General features: G+C 67.7%; 22 protein-coding genes and 1 riboswitch. Of the genes, 7 read left to right on the top strand and 15 right to left on the bottom strand.

The window, feature by feature from the left end; all coding sequences use genetic code 11:
* The first annotated feature begins 56 nt into the window (after window positions 1–56).
* Genes WHH00_RS06025 through WHH00_RS06015 form a run of 3 tightly spaced genes read left to right on the top strand, consistent with a single transcriptional unit; the run spans window position 57 to window position 2507 of the window.
* Entirely contained in the window at window positions 57–992 is a 936-nt protein-coding gene (locus WHH00_RS06025; protein WP_231456310.1) for an ABC transporter substrate-binding protein, read from the top strand.
* A 16-nt stretch (window positions 993–1008) separates the two neighbouring features.
* The gene (locus WHH00_RS06020) at window positions 1009–1773 is read left to right on the top strand and encodes an amino acid ABC transporter permease (protein ID WP_066277429.1); all 765 of its coding nucleotides are present in this window, start codon (window positions 1009–1011) and stop codon (window positions 1771–1773) included.
* Entirely contained in the window at window positions 1770–2507 is a 738-nt protein-coding gene (locus WHH00_RS06015) for an amino acid ABC transporter ATP-binding protein (protein ID WP_350001836.1), read from the top strand. The genes WHH00_RS06020 and WHH00_RS06015 overlap by 4 nt, the downstream gene beginning before the upstream one ends.
* Window positions 2508–2665: 158 nt before the next feature.
* Here the strand turns inward: WHH00_RS06015 and hemL are convergent, their stop codons facing one another.
* The 10 genes from hemL to hemE all read right to left on the bottom strand — a co-directional run bounded on the left by hemL (window position 2666) and on the right by hemE (window position 13840).
* Complete coding sequence (gene hemL / locus WHH00_RS06010; protein ID WP_406637337.1) at window positions 2666–3997, bottom strand: glutamate-1-semialdehyde 2,1-aminomutase; 1332 nt, start codon at window positions 3995–3997, stop codon at window positions 2666–2668.
* A gap of 17 nt (window positions 3998–4014) precedes the next feature.
* Window positions 4015–5124, bottom strand: coding sequence for an LLM class flavin-dependent oxidoreductase (locus WHH00_RS06005; RefSeq protein ID WP_406637336.1), 1110 nt, complete (start codon window positions 5122–5124; stop codon window positions 4015–4017).
* The gene (hemB, locus tag WHH00_RS06000; protein ID WP_406637334.1) at window positions 5124–6104 is read right to left on the bottom strand and encodes a porphobilinogen synthase; all 981 of its coding nucleotides are present in this window, start codon (window positions 6102–6104) and stop codon (window positions 5124–5126) included. Before hemB ends, WHH00_RS06005 begins: the two co-directional genes overlap by 1 nt.
* Window positions 6105–6165: 61 nt before the next feature.
* Window positions 6166–7053, bottom strand: a complete 888-nt coding sequence (locus WHH00_RS05995; protein WP_406637332.1) for a uroporphyrinogen-III synthase — start codon at window positions 7051–7053, stop codon at window positions 6166–6168.
* A gap of 61 nt (window positions 7054–7114) precedes the next feature.
* Window positions 7115–8113: a hydroxymethylbilane synthase gene (gene hemC, locus WHH00_RS05990; RefSeq protein ID WP_406637330.1), complete on the bottom strand. Its 999-nt coding sequence runs from the start codon at window positions 8111–8113 to the stop codon at window positions 7115–7117.
* Window positions 8110–9387 (bottom strand): ferrochelatase, encoded by a 1278-nt coding sequence (locus WHH00_RS05985; protein WP_406637328.1) that lies wholly within the window; start codon window positions 9385–9387, stop codon window positions 8110–8112. The genes hemC and WHH00_RS05985 overlap by 4 nt, the downstream gene beginning before the upstream one ends.
* Window positions 9384–10085 (bottom strand): hydrogen peroxide-dependent heme synthase, encoded by a 702-nt coding sequence (hemQ, locus tag WHH00_RS05980; RefSeq protein WP_231456283.1) that lies wholly within the window; start codon window positions 10083–10085, stop codon window positions 9384–9386. Before hemQ ends, WHH00_RS05985 begins: the two co-directional genes overlap by 4 nt.
* Before the next feature lie 111 nt (window positions 10086–10196).
* Entirely contained in the window at window positions 10197–11174 is a 978-nt protein-coding gene (locus WHH00_RS05975) for a hypothetical protein (protein ID WP_406637326.1), read from the bottom strand.
* A 106-nt stretch (window positions 11175–11280) separates the two neighbouring features.
* Window positions 11281–12741, bottom strand: a complete 1461-nt coding sequence (gene hemG, locus WHH00_RS05970) for a protoporphyrinogen oxidase (RefSeq protein WP_406637324.1) — start codon at window positions 12739–12741, stop codon at window positions 11281–11283.
* Between the two features lie 4 nt (window positions 12742–12745).
* The gene (hemE, locus tag WHH00_RS05965) at window positions 12746–13840 is read right to left on the bottom strand and encodes a uroporphyrinogen decarboxylase (protein WP_406637322.1); all 1095 of its coding nucleotides are present in this window, start codon (window positions 13838–13840) and stop codon (window positions 12746–12748) included.
* A gap of 158 nt (window positions 13841–13998) precedes the next feature.
* On the opposite strand from hemE, the gene WHH00_RS05960 reads away from it, so the two are divergent.
* On the top strand, window positions 13999–15315 hold the full coding sequence (locus WHH00_RS05960) for a glutamyl-tRNA reductase (protein ID WP_406637320.1): 1317 nt from the start codon (window positions 13999–14001) through the stop codon (window positions 15313–15315).
* 311 nt (window positions 15316–15626) lie between these two features.
* Here the strand turns inward: WHH00_RS05960 and moeB are convergent, their stop codons facing one another.
* Window positions 15627–16826: a molybdopterin-synthase adenylyltransferase MoeB gene (gene moeB, locus WHH00_RS05955; protein WP_406637318.1), complete on the bottom strand. Its 1200-nt coding sequence runs from the start codon at window positions 16824–16826 to the stop codon at window positions 15627–15629.
* Between the two features lie 83 nt (window positions 16827–16909).
* Here moeB and WHH00_RS05950 point away from each other — a divergent pair, with 83 nt between their 5' ends.
* From WHH00_RS05950 to WHH00_RS05940, 3 genes are read left to right on the top strand one after another with little or no spacing between them, the layout of a single operon-like run.
* Window positions 16910–17575 (top strand): TetR/AcrR family transcriptional regulator, encoded by a 666-nt coding sequence (locus tag WHH00_RS05950; protein ID WP_231456289.1) that lies wholly within the window; start codon window positions 16910–16912, stop codon window positions 17573–17575.
* A gap of 48 nt (window positions 17576–17623) precedes the next feature.
* Entirely contained in the window at window positions 17624–17848 is a 225-nt protein-coding gene (locus tag WHH00_RS05945; RefSeq protein ID WP_104185044.1) for a DUF3107 domain-containing protein, read from the top strand.
* 37 nt (window positions 17849–17885) lie between these two features.
* Complete coding sequence (locus tag WHH00_RS05940) at window positions 17886–18188, top strand: hypothetical protein (protein ID WP_231456290.1); 303 nt, start codon at window positions 17886–17888, stop codon at window positions 18186–18188.
* A 170-nt stretch (window positions 18189–18358) separates the two neighbouring features.
* On the opposite strand, the gene WHH00_RS05935 is transcribed toward WHH00_RS05940, so the two are convergent.
* The 4 genes from WHH00_RS05935 to WHH00_RS05920 form a co-directional block, all read right to left on the bottom strand.
* Window positions 18359–18697, bottom strand: coding sequence for a 4a-hydroxytetrahydrobiopterin dehydratase (locus WHH00_RS05935; RefSeq protein ID WP_406637315.1), 339 nt, complete (start codon window positions 18695–18697; stop codon window positions 18359–18361).
* A gap of 40 nt (window positions 18698–18737) precedes the next feature.
* Window positions 18738–19550, bottom strand: coding sequence for a thiazole synthase (locus WHH00_RS05930; RefSeq protein ID WP_406637313.1), 813 nt, complete (start codon window positions 19548–19550; stop codon window positions 18738–18740).
* 5 nt (window positions 19551–19555) lie between these two features.
* Complete coding sequence (thiS, locus tag WHH00_RS05925; protein ID WP_231456398.1) at window positions 19556–19792, bottom strand: sulfur carrier protein ThiS; 237 nt, start codon at window positions 19790–19792, stop codon at window positions 19556–19558.
* Window positions 19793–19800: 8 nt separating this feature from the next.
* Entirely contained in the window at window positions 19801–21153 is a 1353-nt protein-coding gene (locus tag WHH00_RS05920; protein WP_406637311.1) for an FAD-dependent oxidoreductase, read from the bottom strand.
* Window positions 21149–21266, bottom strand: a riboswitch (TPP riboswitch). Its footprint overlaps the gene before it by 5 nt.
* Between the last annotated feature and the right edge of the window lie 2 nt (window positions 21267–21268).

Here is a 21268-nt window from a genome sequence, read left to right as displayed (position 1 = left end):
CACAGCGCAGCCTTGCGGCCCGGTTGACTAATGACTCAGATGAAAGCGACAACCTGATGAAAATCAAAGCGATGAAGTGGCTTACCACGGCTCCCGTGGCACTTGCCCTGGCTGTCTCCCTCGCCGCCTGCGGCTCAGGGTCCGCCGAGCCCTCAGGGACACCCACGGACGCCCTCGCCGGCAGCGACCAGCAGACGCTGGACAAGTACACCACCGCCGACGTCACTCCGGTCGACCAGATTGACACGGCCACGCTGGGCCTTAATACAGAGGGCAAGCTTGAGGTGGGCACACTGTCCGACGCCCCGCCGAACATCTTCATCGACCCCTCTGGCAAGTTCACGGGCTACGACAACGAACTGCTGCGCGCCATCGCCGGCAAGCTTGGCCTCGAGGTCGAATTCGTTGCCACCGATTTCTCGGCACTCCTCTCCCAGGTCCAGACCAAGCAGTTCGACGTCGGGTCCTCCTCCATCTCCACCACAGATGCCCGCCGCCAGAACGTAGGCTTCACCAACGGCTACGACTTTGGCTTCATGGCCGTGGTTGCCAAGACCGACAGCGACGTCAAGGGCTTTGCCGACCTCACCGGCGACCTCCGCATCGGCGTGGTCCAGGGCACCGTCCAGGACGACTACGTCACCAACACCCTCAAGCTTGAGCCGATCCGCTTCCCGGACTACGCCACCGTGTACGCCAACGTGCGCAACGGCCAGGTGGACGCCTGGGTTGCGCCGTCCCAGCAGGCCACCGGCCAGGTCAAGGAAGGCGACGGCACCGTCATCGCCGAATCCGTCGTGAACACGCAGAACTTCACTGCCTACGCCGTGGCCAAGGACAACCAGCCGCTGATCGATGCGCTGAACTCCGGCCTGGACGCCGTAATCGCCGACGGAACCTGGTCCAAGCTGACCAAGGAGTGGTACCCGGACCGCGAAATGCCGGCCGACTGGAAGCCGGGCAGCAAGGCCGCCACGGTTCCGCAGAGCTGATTGAGCCGGGACGTTTATGGATCTCTTGGACCAACTGGCTGACACCTTCTTCAACTGGGAGGAAATGGCCAAGGTCATTCCCGCCCTACTCATGGTGGGACTGCCCAACACGCTGATATTGGCCGTGGCCTCCGGCATTTTCGGTTCCCTTTTGGGGCTCGCGCTGGCCATGATGGGCATCTCCCGCAACGCGGGAGCCCGATGGGTGGCCCGTATCTATACCGACATCTTCCGTGGCCTGCCCGCCATCCTGGTGATCCTGGTCATCGGCATCGGGCTCAGCCCCATCGCCCGGGAAATTACCGGGTCCCGGAACCCCTACCCACTGGGCATCCTGGCCCTGACCCTGATCGCGGCTGCCTACATCGGTGAAATATTCCGGTCGGGTATCCAGAGCGTTGAGAAGGGCCAGCTTGAGGCATCCCGGGCGCTGGGTTTCAGCTACGGCAGTTCCATGCGCCTGGTAGTGGTGCCGCAGGGCATCCGGCGGGTCCTGCCCGCACTGGTGAACCAGTTCATCTCGCTGCTGAAGGACTCGTCGCTGGTGTTCATGCTTGGGCTCGCCGCTTCCGACCGGGAAATCTTCCGGATCGGAAATGACGCCATGGCCAACACCGGAAACCTCTCTCCGCTCGTGGCCGCCGGGGTGCTCTACCTGATCCTGACCGTCCCGCTGACGCACTTCGTGAACTTCATCGACAACCGCCTGCGGACCGGCAAGCCTGAAAAGAAGGAACCGGACGAGCTGGCCGCGCCTATCGGCAAGGGGGCACAGGCATGACGGAATTCGCTTCCGGTACCCTGACCGGCAAGAACCTGCACCTTTCCTTCGGCCACAACCATGTTCTCCGCGGCATTGACCTGCATGTGGAGAAGGGCACCACGGCCTCCGTGATCGGCCCGTCGGGATCCGGCAAGTCCACGCTCCTACGGGTCATGAACCGGCTGATTGAACCCGACCAGGGCGATATCCTCCTGGACGGCCGCTCGGTGCTGAAGGACAACCCTGACGAGCTCCGGCAGCGGATCGGCATGGTGTTCCAGCAGTTCAACCTGTTCCCGCACAAAACGGTGGTGGACAACGTGTCCCTGGCGCTGCGGAAGCTGCGGAAGCTGTCCAAGGAGCAGGCACGCGCGGAAGCCCTGGAACAGCTGGACCTGGTGGGCCTGAAGCACAAGGCAGACTCCCGCCCGGCCAACCTGTCCGGCGGACAGCAGCAGCGCGTGGCCATTGCCCGGGCTTTGGCCATGAAGCCCGAGGTCATGTTCTTCGATGAGGCGACCTCCGCTCTTGACCCGGAACTCGTCAAAGGCGTCCTGGCGCTGATGACGGACCTGGCGAAGGGCGGCATGACCATGGTGGTGGTGACCCACGAGATGGGATTCTCCCGCAACGTGTCGGACACCGTGACCTTCATGGATGCCGGCGTCGTGGTGGAATCCGGGCCGCCGGAACAGATCTTCACCGAGCCAAGGACGGACCGGCTGAGGGGCTTCCTCTCCGACGTCCTCTAGCTCCAAGAGCGCACAAAGAAATCCCCGGCTGCAGCCCGCAGCCGGGGATTTCTGGTTCCGCCGAGATGGCATTTTGCGGCAGTTTCAGGCTCCGGAATTGCCGTCAAGTGCCATTTCGCGGGGAGTTAAAGGGACGACGGCGGGACTCGCCTGAGTCCCTACCCTTGTGCCGCGGCGGCGGCCTTTGCTGCGGCCGGCAGTGCGTCGAAGATCCGGTTCATGGCGGCGTCATCGTGCGCGGCGGACAGGAACCAGGCCTCGAAGACCGAGGGCGGCAGGTACACCCCTGACTCCAGCATCGAGTGGAAGAACGGCGCGTAGCGGAAGCTTTCCTGGGCCTGGGCGTCGGCGTAGTTGTGGACGCCGTTGGCCGAGGTGCCAAAGGCCACGGAGAAGAGGTTGCCGGCGAACTGGATGGAGTGGTCCACGCCTGCGGCGTCCAGGGCGGTGGACAGTGCCGAGGAAAGTTCCAGCGAGCGGACATCGATGAAGGAGTAGACGTCGCGGGTGGCATGGGTCAGGGTGGCCACGCCGGCTGCCATCGCCACGGGGTTTCCGGAGAGCGTTCCGGCCTGGTACACGGGCCCCGTGGGGGCGAGGTAATCCATAACGTCGGCACGTCCGCCGAGGGCCGCCGTCGGCATTCCTCCGCCGATGACCTTGCCGAAGGTGAGCAGGTCCGGGGTCCACGGCTCGGCGGCGTCCGGCGCCCCGCCGGTAAGCCCCCAGTAGCCGGAGTAGCCCGTGCGGAAACCGGTGAGCACCTCGTCCACGATGAGCAGCGCCCCATGTTCACGGGTGATGCGGGACAGGCCGAGGTTGAAGCCCTCCCCCGGGGTCACCACGCCCATGTTGGCCGGGGCTGCTTCGGTGATCACGGCCGCAATGTTCTGCCCGTGTGTGGCGAAGGCTTCCTTGACGGCGGCGAGGTCGTTGTAGGGCAGCACCAGCGTCTCGGCGGCGGTGGCTTCCGTAACACCGGCGGACCCGGGCAGGGCAAGGGTGGCGACGCCGGAACCTGCGGCCGCGAGGAGACCGTCCAGGTGGCCGTGGTAGCAGCCGGCGAACTTGATGATGAGGTTGCGCCCCGTGAACCCGCGCGCCAGGCGGACGGCGGTCATGGTGGCCTCGGTGCCGGTGGATACCATCCGGAGGCGTTCGACGGCGGGAACGCGTTCCTTGACGATTTCGGCCAGGTTCGCCTCATCCGGAGTGGAGGCACCGAAGGACAGGCCGCGGTCCACTGCCGCGTGTACCGCGTCCAGCACAGCGGGGTGTGCGTGGCCCAGCAGCGCCGGACCCCAGGAGCACACCAGGTCCACATATTCCTTGCCGTCGGCGTCCGTCAGGTACGGCCCCTTGGCGGAGACCATGAAGCGCGGCGTACCGCCCACGGACCCGAAGGCGCGGACCGGGGAGTTGACCCCGCCCGGCATGAGCTGGCGGGCGCGGTCGAAAAGTTCCTCGTTGCGAGGGTTGCTGGAAGTCATGGTTCCTATTCTCTCAGTTAGCGGGCCGGTGAATCGGCCAGCAGTTCAGCCACGCGGGGCGCCACTGCCGTCCCCATCAGCTCAATGGAGCGCATCATGGCGGAATGCGGCAGCGGGCCGTTGCTGTATTTGAGGTCGAAGCGGTCTACGCCCAGGTTCTGCCTAAGCAGGGCGATCTTCCGGGCCACCGTCTCGGGAGAGCCGACGTAGAGGGCACCCTCGGGCGCGCACAGGGCGTCGAACTCGCCCCTCCCCGCCGGACCCCAGCCCCGTTCGGCGCCGAGCTTGTTCCGCAGCTTCAGCCAGTGCGGGAAGAGTTCCTCGCGGGCCTGCTCGTCGGTGTCCGCCACATGTCCAGGCGAATGGGTGGCCACCTGCTGCATGGGGTGGCCGTACTTCGCCATCGCTTCTCTGTACAGGTCCACGAGGGGGCGGAAGGCACGGGGCTGCCCGCCAATAATGGCGAAGATGATGGGATAGCCGTACTGCGCGCACCTCAACACGGATTCGGGCGTGCCGCCCACCCCGATCCAGGTGGGCAGCAGGTGGCGCTCCAGCGGCGGGTACACGCTCAACCCGGCCACTGCCGGCCTGGTACGGCCTTCCCAGTGCACGGGCTTCTGCGCCCGGACTTTGTCGAAGAGCTCGAGTTTTTCCTCGAACAGGACCTCGTAGTCGGCCAGGTCGAGCCCGAACAGCGGAAAGGACTCGATGAAGGAGCCACGGCCCAGCATGACCTCAGCGCGGCCGTTGGAGATGGCGTCCACGGTGGAGAACCGCTGGAACACCCGGATGGGATCATCGGAACTCAGGACGGTGACAGCTGAACCCAACCTGATGCGGGTGGTGCGGGCGGCAGCGGCGGCGAGGAAGACTTCCGGTGCGGACACCGCGTAATCCTTGCGGTGGTGCTCCCCCACGCCAAAGGCATGGAGTCCGACGGCGTCCGCCAGTTGGGCCTCTTCGAGCAGCTGGCGCAGCACCCGGGCATGCGGCTGCGGGCTTCCGTCCGGATTCTCGCCGACGTCGCCGAACGTGTTCAGGCCCAGAAGTATCCGGTCCGGTGCAACCGGGGCGGTGGGACTCTCGGGAACGGATACGGACCGGGGAGCCGGGGTGCCAGCCATCAGGACTCCCTCAGCCAGCCGGCCAGCTCAGCGGCCCAGTAGGTCAGGACCATGTGGGCGCCGGCGCGCCGGATGCCCAGCACGGACTCGGTGATGGCGGCCTGCCTGTCGATCCAGCCGTTGGCGGCAGCAGCCTCGATCATGGCGTACTCGCCGGAGATCTGGTAGGCCGCCACCGGGACCGGGCTCATGGCGGCAACATCGGCCACGATGTCCAGGTAGCTCATGGCAGGTTTGACCATCACGATGTCGGCCCCCTCGGCGAGGTCCAGTTCCACCTCGCGAAGGGCCTCGGTACGGTTGCCGGCATCCATCTGGTAGGTCCGCCGGTCACCCTTCAACTGGGAGTCGACTGCTTCGCGGAAGGGGCCATAAAAAGCGGAGGCGTACTTGGCGGAGTACGCGATGACGGACGTGCTGGTGTGGCCCGCCCCGTCCAGGGCGGCGCGGATGGCGGCAATTTGGCCGTCCATCATGCCGGAGGGGCCCAGCATGTGGGCGCCGGCGTCTGCCTGGGCCACGGCCATTTGGGCGTAGATTTCCACGGTACGGTCGTTGTCCACGTAACCGTCGGCGTCGAGCACGCCGCAGTGGCCGTGGTCCGTGAACTCATCCAGGCACACGTCGCTCATGACCACCAGGTCGTCTCCCACCTCGGCGCGCACGTCCCTGATGGCCTTGTTCAGGACTCCGTCCGGGTCAAGGGATGCCGTTCCCTCGGCGTCCCGGGTCTCCGGGATGCCGAACAGCATGATGCCGCCCAGCCCGAGCTCCACCGCTTCCGCCGCGGCACGCTTCAAAGTCTCCGTGGTGTGCTGGACAACGCCCGGCATCGAGGTGATGGGGTTGGGCTCCGCCAGGCCTTCCCGGATGAAGGCCGGAAGGATAAGTTCTGCGGGCGCCAAGCGGGTTTCGGCCGTCAGCCGCCGCATGGCGGGGGTGGTGCGGAGGCGGCGGGGGCGGTGGCTGGGAAAAGTCATGGTCCTGTCCTTAACGTTGTACGGGTGGTGTGCTCATGCCCGCTGGCGGGCGTCCCCCGCGTCAGGGTGGTTCTCCGCCGGCATCCTCGGTTGTGCGGAGTGCTGCAACGACGGCGGCAACAAGCCCTGCCGGCGAGGGCTCAGCCGCAACGGCAGCCACCGGCAAGCCAAGCGCGGCGGCCTGGTCCGCCGTCGAACGCCCGATGGCCACGAGGCGGCACCCGCGCAAAGGGGAAAGTTCATGGATGCGCCGGGCGGCGCTGGGGGAAGCGGCGATGACGGCGTCGAGGCGTCCGGCCGCCAGCTCCGCTGCGGCGATTTCCGGTGTGAGCAGGGCGTACGACGGCGGCTGCCGGTCCGTTCCCCCGCTGTCCGCCGGGATGGCCAGCCTGCGTTCCGCTGCCGCGGGGTAATCAACGGTGCGGTATGCGGTCACTGCAGTGACGTTGCTTCCGGCCGCTGACAGGCCCCCCGCCAGGCGGGGCGATGCTATGTCGGCCTGCGGCAGCAGGACCTTGCCGTCCCCGCCCGGCCACACAGCGAGCAAACCTGCTGCGGACTGCTCATCCTCCGGCGTGAGTGCGACCTTAAGCCCCCGGTCTTCCAGGAGCCTGCGCGTCGCCGCACCCACCGCGGCTATCCGGGTGGCAGGCGGGATCCACTGGGCCGGTGACAGGCCCCGTTCAGCGGCCTTGGCCGTGAGCACATGGACCGTGGTGGCGCTGCTGACCACCAGCCAGTCGAATGCCCCCGCACCCAGGGCATCGCAGGCAACATCGAGCGAGTGCTGGTCCGGCGCACGCTCGAAGTCGATCAAGGGCAGCAGGAATGCACTGGCGCCGGCCTCCTGCAGCGCGTCCACGAGCGCCAGCGATCGCTCCGGACTGCGCGTGATCAGTACCCGCGCCCCGGTCAGTGGCCGCTCCGGCGGCAGACCCTTGTCCTGCATACTTACCCGCGTCCCGGCCGGACCTGCCGGACGCACTGGACAGGCAACCGCATGGCCGGAATCAGGAAGCCTGCAGGTCCGCGATGTCCGCGGCGCCGGCGGCGAGCAGGACTTCGGCCAGTTCGATGCCCAGCAGCGTGGCGCCCACCTCGGTGAGGCCGTCGGTGGCCCGCTTGTCCCGGACAGAGGCCGTGCCGTCCACCGCGCACACCACGGCCTCCAGGTGCAGCAGGCTGCCCTTGCGGAAGGCGTAGGCGCCAACCGGTGCCGCGCAGCCGGCCTCAAGCCGGGCCAGCAGGGCCCGCTCGGCCGTGACCGCGAGCCGGGTATCGGGATCGTCAAGTGCGCTGAGGGCCTGGGCCAGGACGTCCTTGGACCCTTCGGCAAAGCCGGGCCGGGCGGGGGCGTCGGCCGTGCGGCACTCGATGGCCAACGACCCCTGCCCGGCGGCGGGAAGCATAACGTCCGTTTCGAGGAACTCGCTGACGGTGTCCAGCCTGCTGATGCGTTCCAGGCCTGCGGCTGCCAGTACCACGGCGTCCAGGTCGCAGGACTTGCCGGGAACCACTTCAGTTGTGGCGTTGCCCGGCAGCCCGGGGACCCGGCCAAGGCGGGTGTCCACGTTGCCGCGGATATCGACGATCTCCAGGTCCGGCCGTGCGGCGCGGAGCTGGGCGGCGCGCCGTGGCGAGCCGGTGCCCACCCTGGCGCCCGCGGGGAGGTCGGCAAGTTTCAGCCCGTCCCGGGCGCACAGGACGTCGCGGACATCAACCCGCCGCGGGGTTGCCGCCAGGCTGAGCCCTACGGCCGCGCCCGTGGGCAGGTCCTTGAGTGAATGGATGGCGACGTCGCACTCGTTGCGCAGCAGCGCATCGCGCAGGGCGGCGACGAAAACGCCGGTGCCGCCCATCTGGGAGAGCGAGCCCGTTAGGACGTCGCCGTCGGTCCGGATGTGGACGAGCTCCACCGGAAACCCTCCGACGGCGGCCAGCTGGTCTGCGGTCTGCTGCGTCTGGGTGAGCGCCAGCTTGCTGGCGCGGGTGCCGATCCGGACCGTCACTGCTGCGGCGCTCCCCCGGAAGCGGCTGGCTGGCTGGCGCCGGCCTCGCCGGGGTAGGAGTCGTGCCCGGTGCCCACGGTGGTGTCCGCACCGGCAATCGTGGGCTTTTCGCCGCGGAAGTTCTGGCAGCAGCCCGGGCGGCAGACGTCGTACCAGGGACCGAGGTCCGTCAGCGCCGGACGGTCACTGATGTTGTTGGCAGCCGTCCGCTCTGAGATCAGGTCCACCATGCCGTTGACGAACTTGCGGTGTGTCCCGGGTGTGGGGACGCGCGTGGCGGTAAGCCCCAGGTTGTCGCAGGTTTCCAGGGCTTCGGTGTCCAGGTCCCAAACAACTTCCATGTGGTCGCTGACGAATCCGAGCGGGACGATGACAATTCCCTTGACACCCTGGCCGGCCAGTTCCTCGATGGCGTCGTTGATGTCCGGCTCCAGCCAGGGCACGTGCGGAGCGCCGGACCGGGACTGGTACACCAGGGACCAGGGCGCCGTCAGGCCCGATTCCTCCTCCACGCGCTGGATGACGGCTGCAGCCGTGGCCAGGTGCTGGGCAACGTAGGCGGAGCCTTCCGCGAATTCGCGGGGCTCGCCCTCTGAGCGGCCGGCCGCCTCCGCGTCCCGGGTGGGGATGGAGTGGGTGGCGAACAGGATCTGGACCGGCGCGTCCGGGGTGCCTGCGGCTGCGAGCTTTTCCCGGACTTCCGCCAGGCCGGCGGCGGTGCCCTCTACGAACGGCTCCACGAACCCGGGGTGGTCGAAGTACTGGCGCACCTTGTCCACTTCGAGCCGGCCGTCCAGGCCGGTTTCGGTCAGTGCCATGCCGATGTCCTCGCGGTACTGGCGGCAGCTGGAGTAACAGGAGTAGGCACTCGTGGTGATCATCAGGAGGCGGCGGTGGCCGGCGTCGTATGCGTCCTGCAGGGTCTGCGGAATGTACGGGGCCCAGTTGCGGTTGCCCCAGAGGACCGGCAGCTCGATGCCGCGGGCAGCAAGTTCGGCCTCCAGGGCAGCCTTGAGCTCGCGGTTCTGCTGGTTGATGGGGCTGATGCCGCCGTTGGCGCGGTAGTGGTGCGAGACCTCTTCCAGCCGTTCATCCGGGATGCCGCGGCCGCGGGTCACGTTGCGGAGGAACGGGATGACGTCCTCCTGGCCTTCCGGCCCGCCGAAGGAGGCGAGGAGGACGGCGTCGTAATTCTTGGGTGCCATCCGCCCGGCCTCGGTGACAGGGTTGACGACGACGGGGCCGCCGTCGGTTGTGGGGTCAAGCTGGCTCATGCGAGCACCTCCGCTACTTCTGCCGGGGAAATCCGGCGTCCGGTGTAGAACGGGACTTCCTCCCGGACGTGGTTGCGTGCTTCGGTGGCGCGCAGGTGGCGCATCAGGTCCACCAGGTCCACCAGTTCGGGGGCTTCAAGGCCCAGGATCCATTCCCAGTCACCGAGGGCGAACGAGGAGACGGTGTTGGAGATGACCTGCGGGAACTCCCGGCCCAGGAGGCCGTGTTCGCGAAGCATCGCGCCCCGCTCTTCCTCGGGCAGGATGTACCACTCGTAGGAGCGGACGAACGGGTAGACGCACAGCCATTCCGCCGGCGCTACCCCACGGGAGTATGCGGGCGTGTGGTTCTTGGCGAACTCGGCCTCGCGGTGCACGCCCATGGCGGACCAGACAATTTCCGTGCCGGCAAAGAGGGTGCTGCGGCGGATGTCGCGGATGGCCTGCTGCAGCGCTTCCGGCTTGGGGCCGTGGAGCCACACCATGACGTCCGCGTCGGCCCGCATGGCGGAGACGTCGTAGCTGCCGCGGTGCGTCACACCGGCCCGGGCCAGCCGTTCCAGGAGGGCCTCGAAGTCAGCGGCTGCGTCGGCGCTGCGGATCAGGGTCTCCGAGCGCTTGAATACCGTCCAGAGGGTGAAAAACTGCTCGGCTGATTCTTCGGTTTTAGTGACAGATTCGGCAGATGTGTGGCTCATGGTTACAAGTTTGCCCCCTCCTACCCGTCAAGTCGAAACCAACAACTTCTACAAGCCGTAGAAGTGCGCAACGTCACATCAGCGGGAGGGCCGGGCAGTTCCCGGCTTCCCCTAGGGCTTCCGCAACCGAAGGTAGATCACGCCCGCACCGGCGGCCAGGCCCACCAGTCCCAGGCCGAGCCCGATCGTCGCTGCCTGCAGCTCCGGCTGCGTGCTGATGTAGGAGCCCACGCGCTGCCTGCTGCCCGGCAGCGTCCCTTCGGCCTGCGGAGTGCGGCCGCCCGGTTCCCGGGCCTGGTCCGGCTGTGCTGCTTCGGCTGCCCCCGGAGCTCCCGGCGTGCCGGCCCCGGCCTCGGGGCCGGCCGCAGGCGGCGGCGCGCCGTCCCCGGGAATGCCTGGCTGGACGGCGCCCGGCTGGGCGGTGGCCGGGTGCTCGGTGCTTGGGCTTTTAATGCCTGGGTGTTCGGTGCCAGGCAGGTCTGCCGCGGGCTGCTCCGCCCGCGTCCCGGGTTCCGACGACGGCACGGGCGCCCCGGTGGGAGTGCCGGCCGGTGTCGGCTGGGCGGGCGCGGAAGGAGCCGGGCTCCCTGTCAGTGTCCCCGGCGAAGACAGGGACGGTACCGGAACGGCTGTTGCAGGAAGCGTTGCCGAAGGGATCTCCGGCACGTCTGGCGGGAGCGGGAGGGGCGTCGACGGTACGGCCAACGGGGACGCCGCGGCCGAGGGAGCCAGCGAGGCTGTGACCGCCGGAAGGAGGGGAGCTGGAGCGGACAGGGTGGAAGGGACTGGAGAAGGGGCAGCCGCCTCCCTGGTAGGCCTGCCGCCGTCGTCGGTTTTCTCCTTGCGCGGCTCCGTGCGTGGTGCCCTGCCTGCCTCCTTGCCGCCAGGGTCTTGGCTTGGGGCGTCCTGCCTGGAAGGAGCGGAAGTGCTGCCGGGCTGGGGATCCCCCTCATCACCCAGTGAGGCGGGGACGCCTGCTGCAAGGACCAGTACCGCTCCGACCGCCGCAGCCGCAGTGCCGCGCCGGACTCCCCCATGGATGCCGGTCCGGGACGTGAGAATTTCAGACCTGTTGTGAAACATAGTCATCGACCCTAGCCACGTCGCCAGGCGAAATAAAAGCCGGGCAGATCAGCGGCTTAGTGCCCGGGCAGGAGGCCCATGGCAGCTACCGGCTCCTGACCAGTAGTGACGTTCAGCGGACCACGCTGCGGATCTGTTCGATCGTGTCGGACACCACAGCGGCCAGCCCGTTGCCCGCCACCCAGCCGCCAACCACAGCCAGGTTCCCCGCCGCGGCACAGGCCTTTCGGATGTCCGCTACGCGGGCGCGGTGTCCCACAGCGGCGAAGGGCAGCGATCCCCGCCACCGGACCACATCCCAGTCCACCACGTCTTCGGCTTTGATGGCCACGCCCAGCAGGGCCTGCGCATCACGCAGGGACGCGCCCAGCAGTTCGGCGTCGGTGTCAGGACCGCCGGGCTGTTCGCCGGCCCCGTGCACCCGGCCATAGGAGAGCCGGACAACGTGACGGCCGGGGCCGGCCGCTTCGGCCAGCCAATCCCATTTGCCGGTGGCATGGGTCAGGGCTTTCGCCTCAATGCCGGGGGTCTGGGGCGCCACCAGCACGCCCGTGCCCCGGGGACGGCGGTCCAGTTCGGGCTTGTCGAGAACAAGCGTGACGAGCTTGACGTCGGGTCCTGCCGGAGGCCGTCGCCCTGCCAGGGAGGGCACCGCGGCTTCCAAAAGTCCGACGGCGGCCGGACCGTCAACGCCTACCACCAGCAGGCCGGCGTCGAACGTTGCTCCCGGCGAGCTGACCCGCCACCCTTCAGCAGTCCGGGCCACCGCTGAGGCGGGCGTCGCGGACAGGAGCGTCACCCCGCGGGTGCGAAGGTCGCCCACCAAAGCGGTGACCAGCGTGTGCATCCCGCGCTCAAGGCCGGCAACGGCAGAGCCTGCCTTGGCCGGAACGGCGGGCTCCGGCCTGCGGCCGTTGTGCGCGGGTGACCCGGCGCCGGCGCGGCGCTGGGCGGAAACGGCAGCGGCAAGGGAGCCGTGCCGCCTGATACCGGCGCGGAGCCCCGGAGCCACCATGTCGACGTCGAGCAGTCCTGGATCCGCGGAGTGGACACCGCCCACCACCGGGGCCACCAGGCGTTCCAGGACCCTGTTTCCCATGCGTGCTCTCACCAGGGCGGAGACGCTGATGACATCGTCCGCCGTCCCCACTGAGGCCGGGAGGAACCTGTCCAGGGCCGCCCGGAGGGTTCCCAGGGCGCCCAACGACCTCCTGACTTCCGGGTCCCACGGGTTGGCCGGAATGCCCAGGACGCCCGTCTTGGGCAGTTCGCGCGGGCCGTCCGGAAGCTGCACCCAGGCTCCCCCCGGGCGCGGCGGGACGATGCTGCCGGCGAGGCCAAGCTCGCCGGCCAGGCGCGCGACGGCGTCGGAGCGGGTGGCGAAAGATTCCGCGCCGCTGTCCAGGGTCAGGCCGGCAACGGTGTGGCTGCCCACGCAGCCGCCCCATTCCGGTCCGGCTTCCAGGACTGTGACCTGGAAGCCGGCGGAAGCCAGCTCGCGGGCGGAGAGCAGTCCGGAAATACCGCCGCCCACCACCAGCGCGGTCCGGGGCTGAGCCGGCATGCTGGCCATGGGGTTACTCCGGGGAGATGGAGTGGATGAGTTCGACCACCCGGGTGAGGACGGCGGGATCCGTCTCCGGCGGAACGCCGTGCCCCAGGTTGACCACGTGCCCGGGGGCTGCCGCGCCGGCGGCTATGACCTCGCGGACGTGCGCTTCGAGGATGTCCCAGGGGGCCGGCAGGAGGGCGGGGTCGATGTTTCCCTGCAGCGGCACCGTGCCGCCCAGCCGGCGGTTTGCCTCATCGAGCGGGAGCCGGTAGTCCACGCCCACCACGTCCACTCCGACGTCGCGCATGGCCACCAGGAGCTCTGACGTGCCCGTGCCGAAGTGGATCAGCGGAGCACCGAGGTGCCGCACATGGTCCAGGGCGCGTGCAGAGGCCGGCGCCACATACCTGGTGTAGTCCGCCAGGCCCAGGGAACCGGCCCACGAGTCGAACAGCTGGGCTGCGGAAGCGCCGGCCTCGAGCTGTGCCTGCAGGAACATGCCGGAGGCGTCGGCGGCCCAGTTGGCCAGGGCGTTCCAGGTTTCCGGGTCGGCGTGCATCATGGTCCGCGGACCCAGGTGGTCACGGGACGGCCTGCCCTCCACCATGTAGGCCGCAAGCGTGAACGGTGCACCGGCGAAGCCGATCAGCGGGGTGCTGCCGAGCTCGGCCACAGTGAGGCGGACCGCTTCACGGATCGGCTCCAGTGATTCCCAGGTAAGTTGGGGCAGCGCTGCCACGTCTGCGGCCGTGCGGACCGGGCTGTCCAGGACCGGTCCCACGCCAGGCACGATGTCCACGCCGACTCCGGCAAGCTTCAGGGGAATGACAATGTCCGAGAAGAAGATGCCAGCGTCGACGTCGTGGCGGCGGACGGGCTGGAGCGTAATCTCGGAAGCCAGCTCCGGGCGCAGGCAGGAGTCCAGCATGGCAACACCTTCGCGGACCTTGAGGTACTCAGGCAGCGAACGTCCGGCCTGCCGCATGAACCAGACGGGGCGCCGGGACGGTTTGCCTCCACGGTATGCCGTAATCAGCGGGGAATCTGCGGTGCGGCCGTCCAGCAGCGGGTGGTCTGCGGCGAGGGCACCGGCAGGGGACATGGCGGGGCTGGAAGTCATGCCTTTGATTGTGCCGAAAATCGGCTCCAAAAGATAACGACAAAGTGTCATCCGAAGGTGCTTTGGCCGCGCCGTGTCAGGAATCACAGCCTCCGCCTGCCCCAGTCCGCGCCCGGAGTTGTTCTACCGAGTAACGAAAAAGCTATGATTGTCCTGCTGTGGTTCTTTTTTCATTGGTGGCTACACACGCCGACATCGATCTTGAGACCGTTGCTCAGTTGAGCAACGGTTCCTCGGGGATCGCCACATCCGCCCTTTCCGGATCGCCGGCAGTGACGGGTGCCATTGTCCTTGCCACCTGCAACCGCTACGAGATCTACGGCGAGGCACCCCATCCGGATGATGTAGAGGCAGCCCGCGCCGCCCTGGTGGCCCAGATCAGCGACGTCAGTGGACTAAGCGAACCCCTAGTCTCACGCTCCTTCAGTACCCGCACCGGTCCGGAAGTCAGCCAGCACCTCTTTGCCGTCAGCGCAGGCCTGGACTCCGCCGTCGTCGGAGAGCGTGAAATCGCCGGGCAGGTCCGGCGGGCACTCATCACCGCCCAGCATGAAGGCACGGCAAGCGCCGGCCTGGTCCGGCTGTTCCAGGCGGCCTCAAAAACTGCCAAGGATGTTGGCGCGCAGACCGCCCTCGGCTCACGGGGCCTGTCCATCGTCTCGGTCGCCCTGGACCTGGCAACTGACCTGTCCGAGAATCCGGACTGGTCCAGCAAGAAAGTGGTGGTGTTCGGAACGGGAGCCTACGCCGGTGCCACCATGGCGCTCCTGCGCGAACGCGGCTGCACGGACATCTCGGTCTTTTCCTCTTCCGGCCGTGCCGAAGGTTTTGTGGCCACCCGTGGCGGCACCGCGCTTGACGCCGACTCCCTCCGCCCGGCCGTGGCTGCGGCTGATGTCATGATCGGCTGCAGCGGTTCCGATACCAGGGTGGAGGCCGATGAACTGGCTGATGTCCGGGCGAACTCCCCGCAGCCGCTGATTGCCATCGACCTTGCGCTTACCCATGACTTCGACCCCGGAGTTGGCGAACTTGATGGCGTTGAGCTCCTCACCCTGGAGTCGGTGCGCCTCGCCGCCCCCCAGGAGCAGGCTGAATCGCTGGCCCAGGCCAGCGGCATTGTGAGCGGCGCCGCGAAGGCCTTCGAGCACGAGCGCGAGGTCCGGTCCGTGGATTCCGCTATCGTTGCCCTGCGCCGGCACACCATGAGCGTCCTGGACGCGGAAATGGAAAAGGTCCGGGCCCGGCACGGCTGCACCGCCGCTGCCGAGGAAGTGGAGTTTGCGCTTCGCCGCATGGTCAAGCAGCTCCTCCATGTGCCCACGGTGCGCGCCCGCGAGCTCGCCGCAAACGGCCAGCAGGACGACTACGTGGCAGCCCTGGAGGCCCTCTACGGCATCACCGTGGAGCAGCCGGCGGCTGCGGCCCCTCAAGCCGAATGCCCGGTGGACCACCGCGGCCTCGAAACCGCCTGATCCGCCCTCCCCCGCCAACGCTCTCGCACTTCCTGCGCCGTTTTCGCCAACGCTCTCGCACTTCCTGCGCCGTTTTCGCCAACGCTCTCTCCATTGATGCGCCCTTTTCGCCAACGCTCTCGCACTTCCTGCGCCGTTTTCGCCAACGCTCGTTCACCTCCTGCAGGAAAGTGATAGAGCGTTTCGGTCCAAGCCACATCAAGTGATAGAGCGTTTCAGTTCGCCCCACATCAAGTGATAGAGCGCTTCAGGTCAACCCACATCAACTGATAGAGCGTTTCGGTTTAACCGACATCAAGGGAGAGAGCGTCCTAGTAGACGGGCTTGTTGGGTTCCACCTCACGCACCCAGGCGAGAATGCCGCCGTCGAGATGGCTGACCCGCTGGTAGCCCGCTTTCCTGGCCGCGGCCAGGACGTTGGCGGACCGTGTACCGGCTTTGCAGAGGAACACCACGTCCCGGTCCTGGGGAATCTCCGGCCAGGCCTCCCCCGCCAGAATCCGGCCCTGCGGGATCAGCACAGCGCCGTCGATCCGGACGATGTCGTACTCGCCCGGTTCCCGCACGTCCACCAGGTCGAAGTCCTTGAGGCCGGCTTTCCGCGAGGCCAGCATGGTGGCCAGCTGCGTGGCCGTTACCGAGTGTTCGGTATCCGCCTGCCCTGCCGGCTCAATCCCGCAAAACGCCTCGTAGTCGGTCAGTTCCGTAATCGGCTCCGCCGCCGGGTCCTTGGATACCCGGATCTCCCGCCAGCTTCCGCCGAGGGCGTCGTACAGCGCCACCCGGCCCAGCAGGGAACGTCCGACGCCGGTGATCAGCTTGACCGCTTCGGTCACCATCAGCGACCCCACGGCCGCGCACAGCATGCCGAACACGCCGCCCTCGCCGCAGGACGGCACAGAGCCGGCGGGGGGTGCCTCAGGGTAGAGGTCACGGTACGTGGGCCCATGCTTTTCCCAGAACACGCTGACCTGGCCGTCAAAACGGAAGATGGAACCCCAGACGTACGGCTTGCCCAGGATGGCTGCAGCGTCATTAACCAGGTAGCGGGTAGCGAAGTTGTCCGCACCGTCCAGGATGAGGTCGTAGCCCGCGAACAGTTCCAGTGCGTTGGAGGCATCCAGCCGGACATTGTGCAGCCGGACGTCCACCAGGGGGTTCAGTGCCGCGATGGCATCGCGTGCCGACTCGATCTTGGGCCGGCCAACGTCTGCCACCCCGTGGATGACCTGGCGCTGCAGGTTGCTAAGGTCAACGTCGTCATCGTCAATGATTCCCAGCGTCCCCACCCCGGCGGCGGCGAGGTACAGCAGCGCAGGCGATCCGAGCCCGCCGGCCCCAATGACCAGCACTTTTGCGTTCTTGAGCCGCCGCTGCCCGATGGCGCCGATCTCGGGGATGATGAGATGCCGCGAATAGCGCTCCACCTCTGCGGCGGTGAGGTCGGCTGCCGGTTCCACCAGCGGATCCAAGGACACAGTTGAAACATTTGCAATGAACGTCGAGGCCATACTTCAATGTATGCCCCGGGATACCGCCCGGTCATATTACCCCGCAGTAAAGTGGAGGTAACTGCAACGAAAGAAGGACAACCGTGGTCCATGAAGCACGGGCTAACCGCCCGCCGGCCGTCGAACCGCAAACGCCCTCGCGTCCTGCAGGCCAACGGTCGGCCAGGCTTCCACGGGACGAACGCCGCGCCCAGCTGCTCATGGCAGCCCAGGAAGTCTTCGTGGCCAACGGTTACCACGGTGCAGCCATGGACGAGATCGCCGAGACGGCGCACGTCAGCAAACCGGTGCTCTACCAGCACTTTCCCTCAAAACGGGAGCTGTACCTCGCCCTGCTCGAAAGCCACCTTGCGTCCCTGACCGACCTCATGCTGGGGGCGCTGAACTCCACCACGGACAATGACGAACGCGTCCAGGCCGTCATGCGGGCCTATTTCCAGTTCATCGCCAACGACGACCAGGCCCACCGGCTGGTGTTCGAGTCGGACCTGATAAATGACCCGGACGTCAGCGCACGGCTGGAAACCTTCAACAGGACGTTTGCCGACGCCATCGCGCGCGTCATCGCCGAAGACACCAAGCTCCCCCACCTTGAGGCGCAGCTCCTGGGCCGGGGACTCGCTGGAATGGCGCAGGTCAGTGCCCGTTACTGGCTTGAAACGGACGGCAACCTGGACCTCGATGTCGCCAGCGACCTCATCTACCGTTTAGCTTGGCGCGGAATCTCTCGCTTCCCCAAAGAGTCCTAGACTACAAATAAGACATAACCAAGCAACGTGAATGGCTGGGAGGCCCCTGTGGAAATTAAGATCGGCGTTCAGAATATCGGCCGCGAAATCGTACTGGAATCAAACGAGGATGCGGATTCGGTAGCCAAGATAGTGGAGGATGCCATCACCAAGGGCAGCGAACTCCGCCTGAAGGATGACAAGGGACGCCTGATCATTGTTCCCGGAAACGCCCTGGGCTACGTGGAAATCGGGGCCGAAGAGGCACGGCGCGTAGGTTTCGGCCAGTTCTAGGGCCTGCCGAAGAACCACCCGTAGCCCAAGGAGGACCATGCTTTCGCTGACCATCGTTGTACTGGCAGCCGCCGCCGCAGGCTTTATTGTCTGGGCAAACGACAAGCGGCATGCCAAGTACGGGGCCGGCGTGCCCGCCGGGGTTTCCGTGGCCGTTGCAGCCTTGGCCTGGATCATCCTGATGGCCGCCGGATTCGGCTACCTGCCGGGACTCACCTGGATCCCCTGGGTCCTGCCGATCGTCCTTGGAGCCGCGGCCGCAACAGCGGCCGCCATCTACCTTGGCCGCTCACGTGCGCGGCAGGATACGGAACGGCTGACAGCGATCCTGCGGGCCTGAAGCCGGCCAGGAACGTGGACGAGCGCAGAACCTTGCGCACGCTGGACAAAAGTGGCCGCCACCCCTCGGGGTGGCGGCCACTGCCGTTTAGAGGTCACAGTGCCTGGTGAACGCGGCCGCGTGGTGACCCCTCTGCTACACGGTGCGGGCACTTGGGGCTGTACGGGCACCTAATGCCCCTGCACGTACTTCGCCGGCTCGGCCACGGCCCCCGCCGCTGCCGCTGCTGCACTTGCTCCCGCGGCTGCCGCGAGGTCCCTCGCCGTCACCTGTCCCCCGGCGTCGTGGGACGTGTAGCGGATGAAGATTCGGTTGTAGCGCCAGTCGAGGTCCGGATGGTGGTTCTGCTCCTCGGCCAGGCGTCCGACGTCGGCAATCACCGTAAGTGCGGCAGCCGCCGTCGGCATCTTGAAGACGGTGACCAACCCGCCGTTGCCGGCCCGCCAGTCAGGCAGCCCAGCCAGGGCTTCATCGATGCGTTCCGGGGGAAGTGCGTCTTTGCCGGCCACTGCTGCTCCTGGGATCAGGGCGCGGCCGCCAGAATGCGGGCTACAGGAACTCGGCCCGGCCCTCCATTGCCGACGACGCCAGCGCGTGTTCACGGCGGGGTATGCGGCCCGCCGCTTTCGCCAGCCTACCGGCGATGACGGCGTGCTTGAAGGCCTCCCCCATCAGGGCAGGGTTCTGCGCCCGCGTCACCGCCGTGGCCAGGAGCACGGCGTCACAGCCCAGTTCCATCGCGAGGGCGGCGTCGGAGGCAGTACCGATGCCCGCGTCCAGCACCACAGGGACCGAGGCCCGGGACACAATGAGTTCAATGTTGTGCGGATTGAGGATGCCCAGGCCGGTCCCGATCGGCGAGCCAAGCGGCATGACGGCGGTGGCGCCGAGGTTTTCGAGCCGCAGGGCCAGGACAGGATCGTCATTGGTGTACGCGAAGACCTTGAACCCCCTGTTGACCAGCTGCTCTGTGGCGTCCACAAGCTCAACGGCGTCCGGCAGGAGGGTGTGTTCGTCTGCGATGACCTCGAGCTTCACCCAGTCGGTTTCGAGGGCTTCCCGGGCCAGTTCGGCAGTGAGGACAGCGTCACGCGCCGTAAAGCACCCTGCGGTGTTTGGCAGGACCCGGATGCCGTGGTCCACCAGCAGCTGGAAGAGCGAGCCTGCCTCGTCCGGCGAATAGCGGCGCATGGCCACGGTGGTGAGTGAAGTGCCGGAAGCCAGGAGTGCGGCGCCCAGCCCGTCCAGGCTGGGCGCGCCGCCGGTGCCCATGATGAGCCGGGATGCCAGGGGGACGCCGTCTATGACCAGCGGGTCATCGAGGCCGGAGAGCTGGCTGTTGTTGATGGTGGTTTCGGTCATGGTGCTCAGCCTCCCTGTACTGCCGTGACAAGTTCGACGTCGTCGCCCTCGGCGAGCGCCGTGGCGGACCACAGGCTGCGGGGCACAACCTGGGCATTGCGGGCCACGGCCACGCCCAGCTTCCGGCCGTCCGTGGCCCGGCCGTCAGCGGCCAGTGGACGGCCGGTGACCTCGCTGACGAGCGCCGCGATGGACGAATCGCCGGCCACGGTGCGGCCGGTTCCGTTCAGGGTGATGTTCATGCTGTCTCCTAGATGTTGAGTGGGCGGGCCGCGTCAGCCGGGTGGGAGGGAGCCGCGCAGAACCGGCCGGGGTTGAACGGGGCCCAGCGGGGGTCTTCCCTGCCGTCCAGGAGTTCGCGGCAGATTGCGGCCGCGGCCGGGGTGAGCAGGATGCCATGGCGGAAGAACCCGGTGGCAACAATGAGCCCCGGCACGTGGCCGGCCCCCGGAGCGTTGGGCACTTGGGGTGCGGGTTGGCGGCCTGCGGAGGGCTCGCCGGGCAGGGGCACCCGTCCGAGCAGCGGGGCGTTATCCGGTGTGCCGGGCCGGGCACGTGCCGCGCATTCGAGCAGCTCAAGCTCGGCGACGGCGGGCACAAGCACCTGCGCGTCGCGGAGAAGCTGGTACACGCCCCCGGCAGACACCGCCCCCGCGCTGGAGCCTGCGTCCCTTCCCAGCGCGTCCTCACGCTGGGTTGCCCCGACCACCACGGTTCCGTCCTGCCTGGGGACGATATACACGGGGGTCCCGCGGACCAGCCCACGGACAGTTGAGGCCACCAGTGGCCGCAGGTGGGCAGGTACTGCGAGCCGCAGGATGTCCCCGTACACCGGCCGCAGTGGAAGGTGCAGGCCCGCCGGCAGTCCTGCAAGTTCCGCGGCGTGCAGTCCGTTGGCCACCACCGTCTCCCCGGCCAGGACGGTCCCACCGCCCTCCAGGACTGCTCCGGCAACGGCGCCGTCCTTCCAGAGCAGGCCGGCTGCCGTGTCCGGCACCGCGTATCCGTCGACGGCGCCCGGCACATGACTTCGGTTGCCTGCCGTCCCGCCGGCATGCCGGGCCAACGCGCGGCGGAGGCAAACCACCAGCAGCCTGGGATCCACCTGGTGGTCCGCCGGGGTATCCAGCGCACAGGCAATGCCCGGGCTCAGCAGGGGCTCGCGCTGCCGGGCCTCGCGGATGGTGAGCGGTTCAACCGTGAGCCCGTGGGACAGCTGGACGGCACGCAGATCCAGCAGAGCCCGCCTGTCCGCGGCGTCGGCACCCACGGCCAGGGTCGGCGTCGTAAGATATCCCGGATCCGAACCCGCGGCCGAGGCGAGGTCCGCGGCGAAACCCGGCCAGCGGGCGGAGGCGTCGAGCATGAGTTCCAGGAGGTCCTCCTCCTGGTAGTGCAGCTCGCTCACCGGTGCAAGCATCCCCGCGGCAGCCCAGCTGGCTCCCGAGCCCGGGACGTCATCGATCACCACCACCGAACGGCCCGAACGCCTCGCCTCCCAGGCGATGCCGTGGCCCACCGCTCCCCCGCCGATCACGGCAACATCCGCCGTGATCGCGGAGCCGGGAGCAGGGCGGCCGGTAACGTCATGCGCGTGAGGCATCGATTGTCTCCTTCCCTACGCCGGTATTAACCGGATCAGGTCAAGCGGTCGGCTCTGACGCCCTCTCAGCCCGGCGCTTTGTGACAGCTGCCGCGGCTCCCGCAGTACGAGCCCA

Source organism: Pseudarthrobacter quantipunctorum (assembly GCF_045291495.1).
In the GTDB taxonomy this organism is placed as follows: Bacteria; Actinomycetota; Actinomycetes; order Actinomycetales; family Micrococcaceae; genus Arthrobacter; species Arthrobacter quantipunctorum.
The sequence above is the reverse complement of the archived record's forward strand: the minus strand, read 5'-3'. Positions and strand labels throughout refer to the sequence as shown.